Raw genomic sequence first — 16,566 nt, 5'->3', positions numbered from 1 at the left:
CTGAATATCCTAGTTTTTTTAGTAGTGTTTCAAAAGCCAAAATGACATCAGTTAACAATGGCTAAAAAAAGCCAATTGAAGATATGCAATAATTTATTCTGTAAATAGATCTCTCAAAATACTATTTTAATGAGAGATATCCTTATAATTCATGATAGTTTTTTTCTCCAGCCTCGATTGCTACATTTAATTGATTCTCAAGAGGTGGCATTGGACAGTCATAGTCTTCGTTGTAAGCACAATAAGGGTTGTATGCTTCATTGAAGTCTATAAGTGTTTGCATCTGTCCTTTTTTGATATTGTGAAGTTCAATATACCTCCCTGCCCCATAAGTGGTTTCACCGGAAGTGAGGTCTCTAAATAGCAGCATAAATAACCCTTTAGTAGCTGGGTTGGGAATGACCGCTTGTAATAATGTGACCTTGTATTCATTACCATCAATAAAGAATTTTGCAAAGGCTGATTTTTTATAATCCCTTGGTTTTTCTTTGGTGGTGGCAATTTTTATCACTTTAGGTTTTTCGGCCCATTTTAAAGAAGCCATGACTCTATATTTGATATTTATGTCATAATAATTGAGATGGCTAAACTTAGCTCTATCTAAATCGGATAGTGGAGAACCCTTTTTACTCTTGAAGAGTTTGTTTTTTTCGTCCCTATCATTTTTTAGTCGCTCAGTATATTTTACCTCTCCATTATCAGAATTTGAAGAAAAGAAAGAATTGCCCAAGAATATGACTACTACAAGAGCAACAACTATTTTTATGATGTTAGAGGGTTTCATGATAGAATTTTTATGTTTTTTACCTCGCAAAAATAAGAATAAATATATATAACTATTCTAATAATTTATAAGATGTAATGAATTTGCATTGAATAATATTAATAAAAAATTGTATATTGCAAATATGAACTAGTAAATTTTTCTATAAGCTACCTAACGTAAATATTATGGTTAAGCCTAAATCTTACTCTCACGACTTATTAGATAATGTAGAAAAAGAACTATTGTTTGAAGGATACCTTTCAGGATATAGACACTATGCTGAATGGGATCAGGAATGGGAAATTATGCGTCATCCATTAAAATTGGTTCGTCATTCTACCAATCCATTTGACCAACATGCAATAGCTGTTTTTGCAGATTCTAAGATGATAGGTTATGTGCCGAAATCATCTAGCGAGAAAATTTCGATATTAATAGACAAAGGTGCTTCCATTTATGCTGAATTAGTGGATGTTTTCCCTAATGCAGAAACTCAAAAGAAAGTTTTCTTTAGAATATGGAATTATAAAGTTACTCTTTAACCTGTCTATTTTCTTCTTTTTAAACGAATTGCAGGTCCTCTGTTTTCAAAGAGTGTTGCTGGCATTTCGTCTTTAATAAAATTACTTACTTGTACCTGTATCTCTAAACTTCTAACTAATTCAATACAATTCACTTTGCTTACTTTCTCACTAAAGAACTTTTGAAGTTGCTTATTTAGTGGTTTTCTTTCTCTGTATTGAGATAATGTAACCTGTACGGAATTATTTCCACCCCAAGTTGTCGTGTTTTCTAGGTGATCAATATTATTTAGATATTGTTCGGAGTTAATTTTTAATTGATTCTCCTTGTCGATCTCATCACCTTCAACAATAGATAGTTGGATATCAGTTTCTTTATTAAGTTCTAAAGAAAGATCGTAAAGTCTTTTTCCTATAGCATACCATTTCCAAAAATCATTGAGTAATGGTATCCTTGGCGGCAGTGCTATCAGTTCCTTTTCATAATCAATTTTATAAAGAGGGTGATTTAGTATGGCTATAGTATAATAGAAAATATTCTCCTTAGTTAATTGAGATTCTTTGAGGTCCCTTTCTATTTTGACCTTTTCAATTTCATCAATTTTATTTTTGATGGTATTACAGGCATTAGAAATATCAAGAAGCATTTGTTTTTTCTCAGATGCTCCACGATAAAGCTGTAACATTTTACTTTTCAGTAGATGTAAAGTTTTAGAAACGTCTTCAAGATTCCCTTCATGATCATCCGATAACTCGATGAGTTGTCTGGTATATTTATCAAGGACTGGGAGTCTAGAGGTGTGTCTTCTAATAATCTCTATTGCTTCAATAAGCTCGAAGTGGATAGAAGAAATTGTATTTTTTGCTCCAAGTTCTGGCAACCTTGGTAAGTAATACTGTTTGAATCGATTCAATGCCCAATCACTTACATTTTCTCTGAAAGAACCATCTTCTTTATATACTCTTAATGGAAGAATATTTGAAACTTGTTTTCTTTCAAAAAAGTCATGAAGCACAGGATGTTGAACTAATGAAATTTCAAAACCATAATCCTTTCCTGCACCTAAACAGATAGAAGGGTTTATTTGGTTGAATCCTGCATCATGTGATGTAGACCAAGCTTTTAGCTCTACAGGTGGGATATATGCCCATTTTTTTGTGAATGGCTTAGTGTAAACCTTTAGAACATTACTTTCATCAATATCAAGAATATGATTATGAATTGGTAAGCTGGAAACTTTTGATTTCTGTTGTTCATTCTGATATGCTTTTAGCTTATCAAGTAGTTGAGGTTTATTGAAATCAGTAAACCATGTTCTATTCTTAATTTGGCTGGGTTGGATGCTTTCTTGGAAAATACTTTTTTCTTTTAAGCTATGAAGACATAAAAACGTATTGTATTCCTCGGATGACAGAGTGATCCAATCTTCTGAATCTTGACTGATAGGTGAAAAGTCTTCTAGATAACTAGGGGCGTAAAAAACGCCTTCATGCTCATCATTTGGTTCAAAAATGAAGCAATAAACAATCTGATTCGAGTATTGATGTGCTTGAATGTATACTCTATTACAGATTTTTGCTACTTGTTTCCTCCATGAAGTATATTCTGGAGCAGCAGCAAGTGATTGATCTCCTCTGATAACAAGGATTCCATTATTACCTAATCTTTCTTTAGCCCATAAAAGCCAATAAGACACTGGATTCCTTTTTTGGTCACCAATAAAAGCTTTTTTAACCTTATTGTTCCAAAACTTATGAGCAGTTCTGTTTCCTAAAGACATTTGCTGAATCGTTCCAAATACGATCTGTACAGGGTCACGATTAAGATTGACTAGTTTATTTAGGTTACTATCCTGGTCTTGAAATTCAAGGTGTTTTTGCCCTTGTGGTTGAATATCAGTAAAACTTAGACTGTTCCCAAAAGAGCGGTCAGATGCAGGGATCGTAACAGCACACCAATAGTAAACTAATAAATCATAGCATACCATAGTGTTGGATGCGGCTTCGTTATCCAAAAATGGAGGTAACGTAAACGAAGGGTAAAGGTATTTAGCGTCTCTTCCTGAATTGTTTAAATGCTTTCTTAATAATGATTTAAACATTCCCATAAAATAGTTAGGAAGAGCTTCTCCTTCTTCTCGTCCCATCAATTGAGTGAAAACATCACTTTTAGATGAGCCATCGGAGAGCAGGATATTAATTTTATCAGAAAGAGGAGTTAAATATTGTTGAATGAAAGATTGATCAGACAGGTGATTAACTAATTGATCAAATGCAATAAAAATAGGGTCTTGTAATAAGGCCTCTTGATTTTCTGGGTTGATTAAAGCCTTAGTGACATGGTACCCTACAAGGTGCTCACTGATGATTTTAATTAAATCCTCAACACCGAATGTAGCATAAAATGACTTTTGAAAGGCCTTGATTAAATGTTCACCTTCTGTTTGAACTTCCGCTTTAAAATCACCCCCAAAAAGCAACTGTTGTTGCAAACTTTGTATTGCTTCTCCTATCAATTCTTTCTCTTTTAATTAATATTCATTTTTACCGATCAATTTTTAGACCGATACAAAGAAATGAAACTTATTCAATACCAATGAATGATATGTTGTTTCATTAAAAATCATTAGTTAGAATCCTTATTGTTACGTGTGCTCTTTGTATATTCGCACAAACAAGAATTTTGACAAACGTCGCAAATTTAATAGTTGTTCTCGTCCTTTGAACAAAAAAAATATGAAAAAACTTTTTCTGCTTGATGGTATGGCACTTATATTTCGTGCCCACTTCGCTTTAATTCGTAATCCACGTATTAATTCTAAAGGAGTTAATACAAGTGCCCCTATGGGATTTGTAAATTCTCTTTTGGAAATTCTCAAAAAGCAGAATCCAACACATATTGCTGTTTCTTTTGATTTATCCGCACCTACTTTTAGACATGAAATGTACAAAGAGTATAAAGCGAATAGACAGGAAACACCAGAGGACATTTCAATAGCTATACCAATTGTTAAGAAGATTGTTGATGCTTTCAATATCCCACGAATTGAAAAAGAAGGGTTTGAGGCAGATGATGTGATTGGTACATTAGCAAAAAAAGCATCAGCTAGCGGGTTTCAGACGTTTATGATGACACCTGATAAAGATTATGCACAGTTGGTAGATGAAAACACATTTTTATATCGTCCATCAACAAAAGGAGGAATTGAAATTCTTGGACCAAAAGAAGTTTTAGAAAAATTCGATTTAGATAGAATCGATCAAGTTATAGATTTATTAGGCCTTCAAGGTGATGCTGTAGATAATATCCCAGGTGTACCTGGAGTTGGTCCTAAAACAGCGGTCAAGTTATTAAAAGAATATTCTACTGTTGAAGGTATTATCGATAATGTCGATAAACTCAAAGGGAAATTAAAAGAAAGAGTTCAGGATAATAAAGAGCAAGCAATTTTATCGAAAGAATTGGCTACAATTAAATTAGATGTACCAGTTGTTTTTGATGAGGAAGCATTAAAAGTTCAAGAACCAAATAAGGAAGAGCTTGTTAAAATCTTTAATGATTTAGAGTTTAAGACTTTATTGCAAAGAGTTTTCCCAGGTGAAAAACCTAAGAAAGTTGCACCAAAACCAGGCGAGCAAACATCCTTATTTGGAGGAGCACCTAAAGCAGCAACAAAAATAGAAACAGAATCAGAAGAAATTCCTGTAGAAATCCGTATTGATGACATTAATACTATTGATAAAAACTATAGATTGATTGATTCTGATGAGCGTTGTAAAGAATTAGCCGATTACCTTCTAAGCAAGACAGAATTGGCGTTTGATACTGAAACCACATCCTTAGACTCACTAGAGGCTCAGCCAGTAGGTATCTCTTTCTCTACAAAAAAAGATGAAGGGTATTACGTTCCTTTATCTTTAGAAAAAGAGGAAGCAATAAAAACATTAGCTCATTTTACTGAAGTTTTCAATAATGAGAAAATTCTTAAAATTGGGCAGAATTTAAAATATGATATCCAAGTATTAGACAATTTAGATGTTCAAGTCAAAGGTCCATTCTTTGATACCATGCTTGCTCATTACCTTATCGAACCAGATAAGCGTCATAATATGGATACGCTTTCTGAAGCTTACTTAAATTATAAACCCGTTTCGATTGAAACAATTTTAGGTAAGAAAGGAAAGAAACAAAAAAACATGAGAGACATTCCTGCTCATGAGGTGTATGAATATGCATGTGAAGATGCAGATGTTACATTACAATTAAAGGAAAAACTTTCGCCAATCTTAAGTGAAAAAGGTGTAGAATCTTTATTTAATGATTTGGAAATCCCATTAATGGAGATACTTCGTTTAATGGAAAAAGAAGGGGTGAATCTAGATTCAAATTCTTTAGAAACATATTCTGTTACCCTTGGTGAACAGATCGATGAGCTGGAAAAAGATATTTATCAGTTGGCTGGTGAAGAGTTTACCATTTCATCACCAAAGCAATTAGGAGTAATCTTATTCGAAAAGATGAAACTAGTTGATAAACCAAAGAAGACAAAAACTGGGCAATATGCTACAGGTGAAGAGATTCTTCAAGGTTTAAAAGAGCATGAAATTGTTGGGAAAATATTAGATTTCCGTCAGCTAAATAAATTAAAAAGTACGTATGTTGATGCACTTCCTAAGTTAACCAAAACAGATGGAAGAGTACATACTACTTATAATCAAGCTGTAGCAGCAACTGGACGTTTGAGTTCAACAGATCCTAACTTACAAAATATTCCTATACGATCTTCGAGAGGTAAGGAAATAAGAAAGGCGTTTGTTGCTAGAAATGAAGATTATATATTTATGGCGGCCGATTACTCTCAAGTAGAGTTGAGAATTATGGCGGCATTTAGTGGTGATACATCTATGATTGAAGCCTTTAAACAAGGTAAAGATATTCACACCGCTACAGCAGCAAAAGTATTCAAAGTAGAAGAGTCTGAGGTAGACTCTGATATGAGACGAAAAGCTAAAACAGCTAACTTTGGTATTATCTATGGTGTTTCAGCGTTCGGATTATCTCAGCAGTTAGATATTCCAAGATCTGAAGCAAAACAACTTATCGATGCATATTTTGAAGAATTTCCATCTGTGAAAAAATATATGGATGATGTCATCAATAAAGCTAGAGAAGTGGAGTATGTTGAGACCTTAATGGGACGTAGACGTTACCTAAGAGATATCAACTCAAGAAACTTTACGGTAAGAGGAATGGCAGAAAGAAACGCCATCAATGCACCAATTCAAGGTACCGCAGCTGATATTATCAAAAAAGCGATGATAGATATTCAAGCTTGGATGAGTACTCAAGATTTAAAATCAAAAATGATCATGCAAGTTCATGACGAATTGATTTTCGATGTACACAAAGATGAGTTTGAATTGATGAAAAATAAAGTTCAAGAATTAATGGAGAGTGCCTTCAAGATCGCTGTACCATTAGAGGTAGAAGTTGGAGAAGGTGCAAACTGGCTAGAAGCACACTAACATAATGCAAGCAACCACGCCTAATACAGAAAAATCATTCTTTATAGGAGTTACAGACTTCCTAAAATTAATACGTTTCAAAAATCTGTTGATCATACTGCTGACACAATGGATGGGACGAATATTTTTGATTGGCCCAAAATCTGATTGGAAACTGATGTTTCAAGATATCGGATTTTGGTTACTATGCTTATCAACTATGCTTATTGCGGCAGCAGGGTATATCATCAATGATTATTATGATATTAAGATTGATGCTATCAATAAACCTAAAAAGCAGGTAATAGGTAAAGTAATGAAAAGGCGAGTAGCCATTTTTACGCATACCATCTTTAATTTTATTGGTATTGTTATCGGATTAATACTATCAAAGGAGGTAGGTACGGTATGTTTCTTCGTTACTTTTTGGTTGTGGTTGTATTCTAATGATCTAAAAAGGAGAGCATTTATTGGGAATATTAGTGTTGCTGCTATGACTTCGATCTCTATTTTTCTGATTAATATTTACTTTGCAGAACATAATAAAGCAATATATCAATTCGGAATATTTGCGTTTTTTGTCTCGTTAATCAGAGAAGTAATAAAAGATTTAGAAGATAAAGAAGGCGATGCTAAGTTTGGTTGTAAAACACTACCTATAATATGGGGTGATCAGAAGACTAAAAAATTAATTTATATGTTGTTCGTTCTTTTTATCGTGATTTCGATTGGAATGATATCAAGAATGTCGCAATTATATTTTCAGTATTATTTTATTTTCTTGTCGATACCAGCATTCTATATCATGTTTAGACTTTACAAAGCGAATAAGTCAAAAGATTATTCAGTCTTGAGTGCAATGATAAAATATTATATGATAGCAGGAATTTTAGGAATGCTATTTATCTAATCAACAAAGGTTTATCCATGATAAAAGGATAGACCTTTTTTGTTATCCATTCAATTATTACTATCATGCTATTATATTTATATATCCCACATTTTGAACTACTTTGAAAACATATCTAATAGAAAGAACCCAAAATCTACATAATAAAATTACTGCTTATATCGGAGAGCCATTCACTTTTTTTGAAAAGATAAAAGCGAGAGGTTCCGGTTCTCCTGCTTTTACATATAGGTCTGGAATTCATGATTTTGATACTATTCATAGTATTAAAATTAAATCCAATAACATTAATATTGAGGTCTTTCATAAGGGTTTGTGTATCTATTTGAATAAGAGAATAGAGAGAAAAATTACCCTTATTCCATTTAATGAAATTGATCTTATTTCATTTAAGATAAAAGAGTCAGTAAATATTGATAAAAATGGTAAGGAAGTCGTGGTTAGAATGGCCAATGTTTGTATTTGTACCTTTAATGGAGAAATGGTGAAGTTTGATATTTCAGCATCCAATTTTAAATCAGGAAAAAGTTTTTTCAAAAAAGATATATTTCAACAACTTGTTGAGTTTTCATCGTGAGTTTTTTCTAGTAATCTATACATTGTTGAATTGAATTAAATATAACTAAAAGTATGAAAGCAGCTATCACCCAAAAACCAGGAGATCCTACTCAAATTGTTTATACTGATGTAGAAAAGCCAAAATCAAAAACAGGTCATGTACTGATACAGGTGAAAGCCTTTGGATTAAATAGATCAGAGTTATTTACAAGAAGAGGAGACTCACCTGGAGTAGAATTTCCAAGGATTCAAGGAATTGAATGTGTCGGAATTGTTGAAGAAGATATTGATGGAGTTTATCAAAAAGGACAAAAAGTGATGGCACTAATGGGTGGTATGGGAAGGTTCTTTGATGGTGGGTATGCAGAATATACCCTAATTCCACATTCCTCAGTTTTCGCATTTGATAGTTCATTGTCTTGGGAAACACTTGGAGCAATTCCTGAGATGTTTCAGACAGTATCGGGATCTTTACATCAAGCATTAGAACTTCAGAAAGATGAAGTTTTATTAATTCGCGGAGGAACATCATCTATTGGAATGCTTGCTTGTCAATTAGCCAAAGTGATAGGAGCTGAAGTGGTTTCTACCACTAGAAATGAAAAGAAGTCCCAAACTTTAAGAAGTAATGGAGCTGATAAGGTTATTATTGATAATGGAGAGATCTACCAAAAATTGAAGGAGGAATACCCTAATGGGGTGGATAAAGTTTTAGAATTGATAGGTACTCAGACATTAAAAGATTCCTTGAAATGTATCCGTACTAAAGGAACGGTTTGCATGACAGGGATTTTAGGAAACTCGTGGTCTTTCGATCATTTTGAACCCATGGGAGATATACCTTCGCTAGGTAGACTGACGGTATACATGGGAGAAGCAAGTAATATCAATACATCTATGCTCCATGAATTTATTCAAGCAGTGGAAAAAGGGGAGATTAAACTAAATATTGATAAAGTTTACTCCTTAAATGAAGTTGCTGAAGCTCATCAGTATATGGAAGACAATAAAGCAAAAGGAAAAATAGTAGTCGTATTATAAAAAAGAACCCTATCAATAAAAATTGATAGGGTTTTTACTAAGTTCAATAAAGTCTATAATAATTTGAATTGGTTAGAATAGGAGTTTTCCCGTACGTTGTGTTTACTTCGAAAGCACAGTATCAGTACTCTCAAAGATTTTATCAGCAGACGATGCGATAAAACCTTCAAATAGCTCCCCGTTTTTCATTGGGTAGCGCTTTGCGAATTCGTAATAACAAGATGGAATTTCATAAGTTCCTTCTTGGAATTCGATATTCATTTTGTCAGCTAAAATACTTGATTGCTCAAGTAGCTGCTCTTTAGACCCTTTGATTTCACCACCAGAAGTGTTCATCTCAAAGCCATTATCTTTAAGGAAATTGTTTACTGCCATTAATGAATCGAAATGATTCAATTTGTTACAGTGGATAGTGAAGTGGTTGGCTCTAAAACCAAATACATACATCCAAGCAGCATATTCAGATTCCTCTAGTAATCTTTCATAAATTTTATGCGATGGAAGTCCCCAAGTTCTTCCTTGCAATAGTAGTTCGTTTTTGCTGTAATGATTTACTTCAGAAGCTTCAATTACAGAATCAGCAACTTCTTGAACGAATTCAGAGCAAAGTTCAAGCCTTAATTCAGAAATGAAAATTTTAGGCATGTCTTTGTCAGTTCTGTGTTCGTAGTGAGCAGCCTTTAGTTTTTTTGCCTCGAAAATATATTCTCCTTGCTTTTCATAACCAATGGCAATAAAAGGTGCAGACAATTGCTCAACATTTACAGAAGGGTGATTGAAAGTACGAATTGCGATATGATCATTCGCTACAGTTTCTCCTTCTTTTTCGAAAATAGATTGAATTTTCGCAGCGGAAGGAGTCACTTTGATGTACTCATTCCAAAGTTGGTCAACGATATTTTCCATGTGTTTATAAAAATGGACGTAATAGGTGTGTAAAGTATGTGTTGTGTTTTTGTAAATGTAAAAAATACATTTAATTGATAGTGCAAATATACGACCTCTTCTTATTATCCAAAGGAAAAAGTGAATTATTTTATCTTTGCGTATATAGTTACGCCATTATCTAGTTGATTTTTAGAGTATTGAGTCTTAATTATCGTTAGGTACTCTAAAACTTCAGCACCTTTTCCATTTAAGTCAACGATGGCATCGGGCATATCTTCTTCGAATGCATTATAGATCGCTCTGATTTCATCATAGGAGTCAATCTTATCAAAAAAGTTTTTACTAACATCCCAATTCAAATACCCTGTGGCCAATTTATGCTCTTTGAGATAGTTGAAATCATCACCAAAAATCAGAATTTTTTCGCCATACTCATCAAAATTTGGGACCTCTACAGAAAACGAGTTAGTATATGGTGATTCAATTTTCTTAGGTAAAACAGTAAAAGCTGTAGCATACATAATGACTAACAATACTGTTGAATAAATCCATAAAGTTAATTCACCAAACATGGACCTTCTGATCAATAGAAGTTCATGTGCACTAAAGAAAGCAAGTGAAGGTACAAAAAGGATCAGCTGAAATGATGTTGTGTATAATGAGAAGACTAAGCTTAAAATTGCAGTAATGACCCAAATGAGCATCACTTGTTGGATAGATTGCTGTGAATTGACGAAAGCATTATATGAGAAGGTCTTCAGAGCGCCAAGAACAAATATTATGGCTGGAATAACCATTAGAATTAATAGTTGATCCCAAGTTTGAATAAAGATATGATCATTCCATCCTAATGATAGGAAACAACATTTGATAAAGCTTTGTAATGCTTCGATGTAATATAAATAGATTAAGTATCCTCCCCAGACAATAGTAAAGCCTATAAATGCTAAGAATAAACGTTGGAAGGATGATACTCTAAAAGATGCTAGGGCAAAAATACCCATTAATAGAAATGAGAAAGAGGGTAGGTAGGCTAAAGAAGCTAACCCAAAAAATAATCCTGTATTTAAAATACTTTGTTCAGTATCTGTTCTTTCCATTCTTAGTAAACTCCTTAATCCCATCAGTAAGAAAGTTAAAGAGATTAATGCAGGAGAGAGCGTCATAAAATCGAAGCTCATATTAGAAAAGATAAGGAAGGTAAATCCAGGAATAAAAGTCTTTTGCTTGTATGCTTCACTTCTGTTCATCATAGAGTTGAAGAGAAGTGATTGTAAAGCGGTTAGGAAAGCTGCAATAACAAATAAAGATGTTCTTGAACCTCCTAGAAACTTTGCAGCAAACCAATATACACCTGCTGATAAAGGAGCAATGTTATCCCAGACATCTCTGTACATTGCTTTACCTTCTGCCAATTTTTCTCCTAACGTGAGCCAATGTATTTCTTCCGTAAGTAATGGGATATCACTTAACCAAATTGGTAATCTTATGATCACCAATAATATAAAGAGTACAATTAAACGTAGCGGATCGTTAATCTTAAAAAATGAAAGCATAAGGGCTTAAAAGTGTATTTTGGTTTGCTGTTTAGAAATTATCTTGTGTAGATATCATCATCTTCATCTTCACCTTTTTTATCTTCAGGGATATCAAGGTCTTTGAATAGATCTTCAATCTTTTCAGCTTCTTCAGCAGTATTGTCATAATAGAAACGTAACTCTGGAATAATACGTGCTTGGTGACGAATTCTTTGAGCTAGTATCTTTCTTATGGTTTTGTTCTGAACATCAATTTCTTTTACCTTTTCTTCAGGATTTTTTTCTAATAAAAAGCTAAGGTAAACTTTTGCTAGACCTAGATCTGGAGAAATTTCAACATGAGTTACTGTAATAAATGTTCCACCGAACATAGCTACAGAGTTTTGTTGAAAGATTTCGCCCAAATCCTTTTGAATCAGACGAGAAAATTTATGTTGTCTTTTGCTATCCATAAATAACTGATATATATCTTAATTAGTATTCTATCAATTGCTAAGGGCAATTGAGTTAGAAAGTACAAAATTCGGAAAAAAAATGACAATCGTAGCCAAATATGGTCTAATCTTTTTTGTCATCGTCATAATAATCCTCATCGTCGAAGTTAAAACCCTGTACAAACTTAGAATTATCTAGTTCATCTTGGTTCATGCCGTACAATTCACTATCGTCGGCAGCCATCTCATCTTGAGAATCAAAGCCAAATAAATCGTTGTCACTTCTTTCTACATCATCGCCTAATTCATCATCAAAATCTTCAAAATTAGTTGCTGGTGCATCAGGTTCAGGAATATCATCAAATGAATCTTCGTCTACGGGTGCTGAAAAATCTAGTTCTTCATCCTGCATGTTATTATTAGTGGCAGAACCAAAGTTGTTGTCGATGGTACTGCTTACATTATCCGTTTCTTCAGGTATAGGGTCGTTTAACGAATGAGCCACAGTAACAATCGTAGCCATATCTTTGTAGAGTGATTTTAAAATAAATGGCCTAGTAAGTGAATGAGTAGTATCTACCTTAAAAATCTCTTTACGCATGTCTAAGAAAACATACATCTTTTCCTTACGGATGACACAATCCACTTTTGCGTTGAAGTGTTTGCCAATTTTTGCCAATTTTTGAATAAAATCATCCCTTAGCGTTTTTTCAGCCAATGCTCTATTTTCAGCATATACCTTAAAGTGTTTACGGAACTTGATATCCCGAATCGGAACATATGTGCCATATCGTTCATCTTTTTCTTCAATAAGACGGCCTAATTGGCTCCATTGCTTTTGGATATCGTCTTGGAAAATAAATACATCGCATGCTGGGGGATCCTCTAGTTCGAAAATCATAAAGAAGCCATGGAAGTATGTATTGTATTTAGGTGTTGGATTTTCTTTCTTTTTATCAAAAAAGCTTTTTTTAGGAGGTAATTCCACTCCAACTTCAACTTCTGATATGGTTACATTGACTCCTTCAATTGATCCAGTGATTAAGTCATCCCCAATATATTTGTCAGGAATTAAAGGATGAACACCACTTGCTATCCAGTCTTCTAAAGGAATAAAGCCAGTTGGGTCATATTTTAGTGTACTATCCATGAACCGCATCATCTCTCGTACTACCAGCTCTTTATATTCTATTTCGATACTACTGTCATGAAAGTTATTTTGGAAATAGACATGAGAGGCATAGGGAGCAAATAAACACATAAAATAGAGCCCATACATGTTTACTTGATCGAGATATACTAAAATCCAAGCAATAAAGATTAGGAGAAAAGTGAGACCGCCAAATTGCAATCTTTTGTTGTGCATGGCATACCTCTTTTTCTCAAGTACTTCTAGCTGAGGTTTAATATTTTCTACAAAATAGGATTTAAATTCTTCGAAAGTCTTCATAGGAGGACGAAAGACGATGTAAATTGTACTACAATAAGATGAAGATAGGAAAAATTATATCAACAATCACATTGTATAATAAAAGGGTGATTTTACGTTTAATTTAGGTTTTATTTTTGCCATTAAATTGATTGGAATTTACAGAATCTTATTAGAATTTAGCACCATGAATAAGTTTTTGGTTATACAGACTGCATTTATTGGCGATGTGATCATGGCAACAAGTGTAGTAGAGAAGTTGATTAAGTTTTATCCAGAGGCACAAATTGATTTTGTTGTTAGAAACGGAAATGAAGGATTACTAAGAAACAATCCTCATATTAACGAAGTTATCATTTGGAATAAAAAGAAGGACAAGAACAAGAACTTATTACAAGTATCTATGGAGATAAGAAGACGTAGATACGATAGAGTAATTAATCTTCAAAGATTCCTTTCTACAGGGCTGATGACCTTTATTTCTGGGGCAAAATCTACTGCTGGGTTTGATAAAAATCCCTTAAGTATGTTTTTTACCATAAAAAAGCCTCATATTGTAGGGAAAAGTAGAGAAAGAGATGCTCATGAGGTAAGTAGATACTTGTCTTTGATTGAGGATATTACGGATCAAGAATTTGTTGGTCCTAAATTATATCCAAGAGAAATAGACTATGAGAAAGGATCATTTGATAAACCTTATGTAACTATTGCACCATCTTCTGTTTGGTATACAAAACAGTTCCATAAAGATAAATGGGTTGAACTTATTAATAAGATACCGGAAGAACTTTCCGTTATTATGATAGGAGGCCCTGGTGATCACGACTTGTGCGACGAGATTGCAGAAAAAGTCGAAAGAGGAAATTTATGTAATTGGGCAGGTAGGTTATCATTTTTGCAATCGGCAGCATTAATGAAATCAGCACTGATGAATTATGTAAATGATTCTGCGCCTCAACATATGGCTAGTGCAATGAATGCTCCGGTAACAGCAATTTTTTGTTCAACTGTTCCTGAGTTTGGTTTTGGTCCACTTTCTTCTAACTCTAAAATTGTTGAAGTTGAAGAGAAACTAGAATGTAGGCCTTGTGGTATTCACGGTCATAAGAAATGTCCCAAAAAGCACTTTAAGTGTTCTATGGATATCAATACGGATCTTATGCTTCTCGATGATTGGAAGTAGCAAGATATACTAACAATAAACTTTTTATGAAAAAATTTCATCTAACTGCAGGTCCTAGTGAGTTGTACTTCACAGTAGAAGGCCATATACAGCAAGCACTCAAAGAGAATGTTGCTGTAATTTCTCATAGAAGCAAAGGTTTTCAAGACATGTTTGCTTTTACCATTTCTCAAGTAAGAGAAATGTTGAATGTTCCTAAAGATTACCATATCGTTTTTACAGGATCAGCAACAGAAGTATGGGAAAGATTGGCTCAAAACTGTATTTCTAAGAAAAGTACACATTTTGTAAATGGTTCTTTTTCTCAAAGATTTCATGCTTTTGCAGAAGATTGGGGATTAGAAACTCAAAAGGTTGAAAAACCATTAGGACAGGGGTTTTCACAAGAAGATTATGCAATTGATGCAGATTCTGATTTTATTGCCATTACTCAAAATGAAACATCTACAGGAGTTCAGTTTCCTGTGGAAGATATTTACAACATTAGAGAGGCAAACCCGGATAAATTGATTGCTATAGATGCAGTTTCATCGATTCCGTATGTAGATGTTGATCTTACTAAAGTAGATTCTTTATACTTCTCAGTACAAAAGGGTATGGGTATGCCAGCAGGTTTAGGAGTATGGATCTTTAATGATAAATGTGTAGAAAGAGCAAAGGCTGTGAAAGCAAATGGTAGACATTTAGGTGGATATCACGACATTTTCACGTTATTAAAAAATGCGGAGAAAAGCATGACTCCAGCTACACCAAACGCTCTTGGTATTTATTTATTAGGAAAAGTAAGTGAAGATCTTCTTCGACGAGAAATGAAAATCGTAAGAAGTGAAACAGAATATAAGGCAGGGATGTTATATGCAGCAGTGTCTGCACATAAAGACCTTGATTTTGCAGTAAAAGAAGAAAGATTACGTTCAAAAACTGTAATAGTTATTGATGTAAAAGAGAATAGATCTGCAAAAGATTTAATGGAATATCTAGAAGAGCAAGGGCTTGTTGTCAGCTCTGGATATGGCCCAAACAAGGCTACTCAAGTTAGAGTTGCCAATTTCCCTACCCACTCCAAAGAACTATATTTCCAGCTTATCGATTTGATCGAGGCTTGGTAAATTCCAACATATTATATTACTAAACTGAAGTAGGTCAGAAATCATTTCGCATTCGATTTTTTACCAACAATGGCCTACTTCAACTTCATTAAATTATCTATATTACTATGAAATCAATCACTATTAAATGGGGAGAGAATGGCTATAAAAAGTATGGTGTTTTCTCTACTCTATCAGCAATCATTTTTTTAGGACTATCATTTTATTACCTCAACAATGATGGGATACTTTCTTATCAACTAACGATGTCTTTACTCCTGATGGTAAGCGGCTTATCATGTATCGTTAATTTTATCAACTTTATTAAAAAGGTAAACGGTACTACTGTTCTTTCTGTTGGAGATGAAATGTTGTCTCTGCATCACAAAAGCATGTTTGTTGACAAAAAGCAAGAGTTTCATTTTTACGAGATTCGTAAATTTGGTATCGTAAGGAATACCACAAGGTTAGAGCTAAATAAAGACTCTAATAAAGGTTATTATTTAATGATTGCACCCAAAGACGGTGAAGCTTTTAATGCTTTTCCTAATGCCAACATTAATATCGCAGATCTAAAAGATATTATGAAATGGATAAAAAGGGAAGCACATACTGAAGAAGAAGCGGCATAGTCTAGTCTGTACTTAAACTTTAATTTTAAAGGCACTTTCATTGATTTTTATATCAGTGAAAGTGCCTTTTTTT

14 protein-coding genes are annotated in these 16,566 nt (G+C 33.6%); 8 read left to right on the top strand and 6 right to left on the bottom strand.

Features of this window, described 5'->3' with window-relative positions; genetic code table 11:
• Positions 1–142: 142 nt before the first annotated feature.
• Complete coding sequence (locus HGP29_RS05050) at positions 143–784, bottom strand: DUF1684 domain-containing protein (RefSeq protein ID WP_168881285.1); 642 nt, start codon at positions 782–784, stop codon at positions 143–145.
• Between the two features lie 167 nt (positions 785–951).
• Between HGP29_RS05050 and HGP29_RS05045 the strand changes: the two genes are divergently transcribed.
• Positions 952–1,308, top strand: a complete 357-nt coding sequence (locus tag HGP29_RS05045; RefSeq protein ID WP_168881284.1) for an HIRAN domain-containing protein — start codon at positions 952–954, stop codon at positions 1,306–1,308.
• A gap of 5 nt (positions 1,309–1,313) precedes the next feature.
• Here the strand turns inward: HGP29_RS05045 and HGP29_RS05040 are convergent, their stop codons facing one another.
• The gene (locus HGP29_RS05040; RefSeq protein WP_168881283.1) at positions 1,314–3,803 is read right to left on the bottom strand and encodes a type ISP restriction/modification enzyme; all 2,490 of its coding nucleotides are present in this window, start codon (positions 3,801–3,803) and stop codon (positions 1,314–1,316) included.
• A gap of 220 nt (positions 3,804–4,023) precedes the next feature.
• Here HGP29_RS05040 and polA point away from each other — a divergent pair, with 220 nt between their 5' ends.
• The 4 genes from polA to HGP29_RS05020 all read left to right on the top strand — a co-directional run bounded on the left by polA (position 4,024) and on the right by HGP29_RS05020 (position 9,301).
• Entirely contained in the window at positions 4,024–6,813 is a 2,790-nt protein-coding gene (gene polA, locus HGP29_RS05035) for a DNA polymerase I (RefSeq protein ID WP_211093206.1), read from the top strand.
• Positions 6,814–6,817: 4 nt separating this feature from the next.
• A complete protein-coding gene (locus HGP29_RS05030; protein WP_168881281.1) occupies positions 6,818–7,702 on the top strand; it encodes a geranylgeranylglycerol-phosphate geranylgeranyltransferase in 885 nt (294 codons plus the stop codon).
• A 103-nt stretch (positions 7,703–7,805) separates the two neighbouring features.
• Positions 7,806–8,279 (top strand): hypothetical protein, encoded by a 474-nt coding sequence (locus HGP29_RS05025; RefSeq protein ID WP_168881280.1) that lies wholly within the window; start codon positions 7,806–7,808, stop codon positions 8,277–8,279.
• Positions 8,280–8,332: 53 nt separating this feature from the next.
• A complete protein-coding gene (locus HGP29_RS05020) occupies positions 8,333–9,301 on the top strand; it encodes a zinc-binding alcohol dehydrogenase family protein (RefSeq protein WP_168881279.1) in 969 nt (322 codons plus the stop codon).
• A 102-nt stretch (positions 9,302–9,403) separates the two neighbouring features.
• Here HGP29_RS05020 and HGP29_RS05015 read toward each other — a convergent pair whose 3' ends face one another.
• The 4 genes from HGP29_RS05015 to HGP29_RS05000 all read right to left on the bottom strand — a co-directional run bounded on the left by HGP29_RS05015 (position 9,404) and on the right by HGP29_RS05000 (position 13,611).
• Positions 9,404–10,207: a DUF1338 domain-containing protein gene (locus HGP29_RS05015; protein WP_168881278.1), complete on the bottom strand. Its 804-nt coding sequence runs from the start codon at positions 10,205–10,207 to the stop codon at positions 9,404–9,406.
• Positions 10,208–10,332: 125 nt separating this feature from the next.
• Complete coding sequence (locus HGP29_RS05010) at positions 10,333–11,745, bottom strand: hypothetical protein (protein WP_168881277.1); 1,413 nt, start codon at positions 11,743–11,745, stop codon at positions 10,333–10,335.
• Positions 11,746–11,783: 38 nt separating this feature from the next.
• Entirely contained in the window at positions 11,784–12,179 is a 396-nt protein-coding gene (gene rbfA / locus HGP29_RS05005) for a 30S ribosome-binding factor RbfA (protein WP_168881276.1), read from the bottom strand.
• Between the two features lie 106 nt (positions 12,180–12,285).
• A complete protein-coding gene (locus HGP29_RS05000) occupies positions 12,286–13,611 on the bottom strand; it encodes a DUF3137 domain-containing protein (RefSeq protein WP_168881275.1) in 1,326 nt (441 codons plus the stop codon).
• Positions 13,612–13,777: 166 nt separating this feature from the next.
• Between HGP29_RS05000 and HGP29_RS04995 the strand changes: the two genes are divergently transcribed.
• From HGP29_RS04995 to HGP29_RS04985, 3 genes are all read left to right on the top strand, one after another.
• A complete protein-coding gene (locus tag HGP29_RS04995; protein WP_168881274.1) occupies positions 13,778–14,773 on the top strand; it encodes a glycosyltransferase family 9 protein in 996 nt (331 codons plus the stop codon).
• 26 nt (positions 14,774–14,799) lie between these two features.
• The gene (locus HGP29_RS04990) at positions 14,800–15,882 is read left to right on the top strand and encodes an aminotransferase class V-fold PLP-dependent enzyme (protein WP_168881273.1); all 1,083 of its coding nucleotides are present in this window, start codon (positions 14,800–14,802) and stop codon (positions 15,880–15,882) included.
• 107 nt (positions 15,883–15,989) lie between these two features.
• Positions 15,990–16,493: a hypothetical protein gene (locus HGP29_RS04985; RefSeq protein ID WP_168881272.1), complete on the top strand. Its 504-nt coding sequence runs from the start codon at positions 15,990–15,992 to the stop codon at positions 16,491–16,493.
• Positions 16,494–16,566: the final 73 nt, after the last annotated feature.

Origin of the sequence: Flammeovirga agarivorans (assembly GCF_012641475.1) — a bacterium.
Classification (GTDB): Bacteria; Bacteroidota; Bacteroidia; order Cytophagales; family Flammeovirgaceae; genus Flammeovirga; species Flammeovirga agarivorans.
This window is presented reverse-complemented; position numbering and strand designations above follow the sequence as displayed.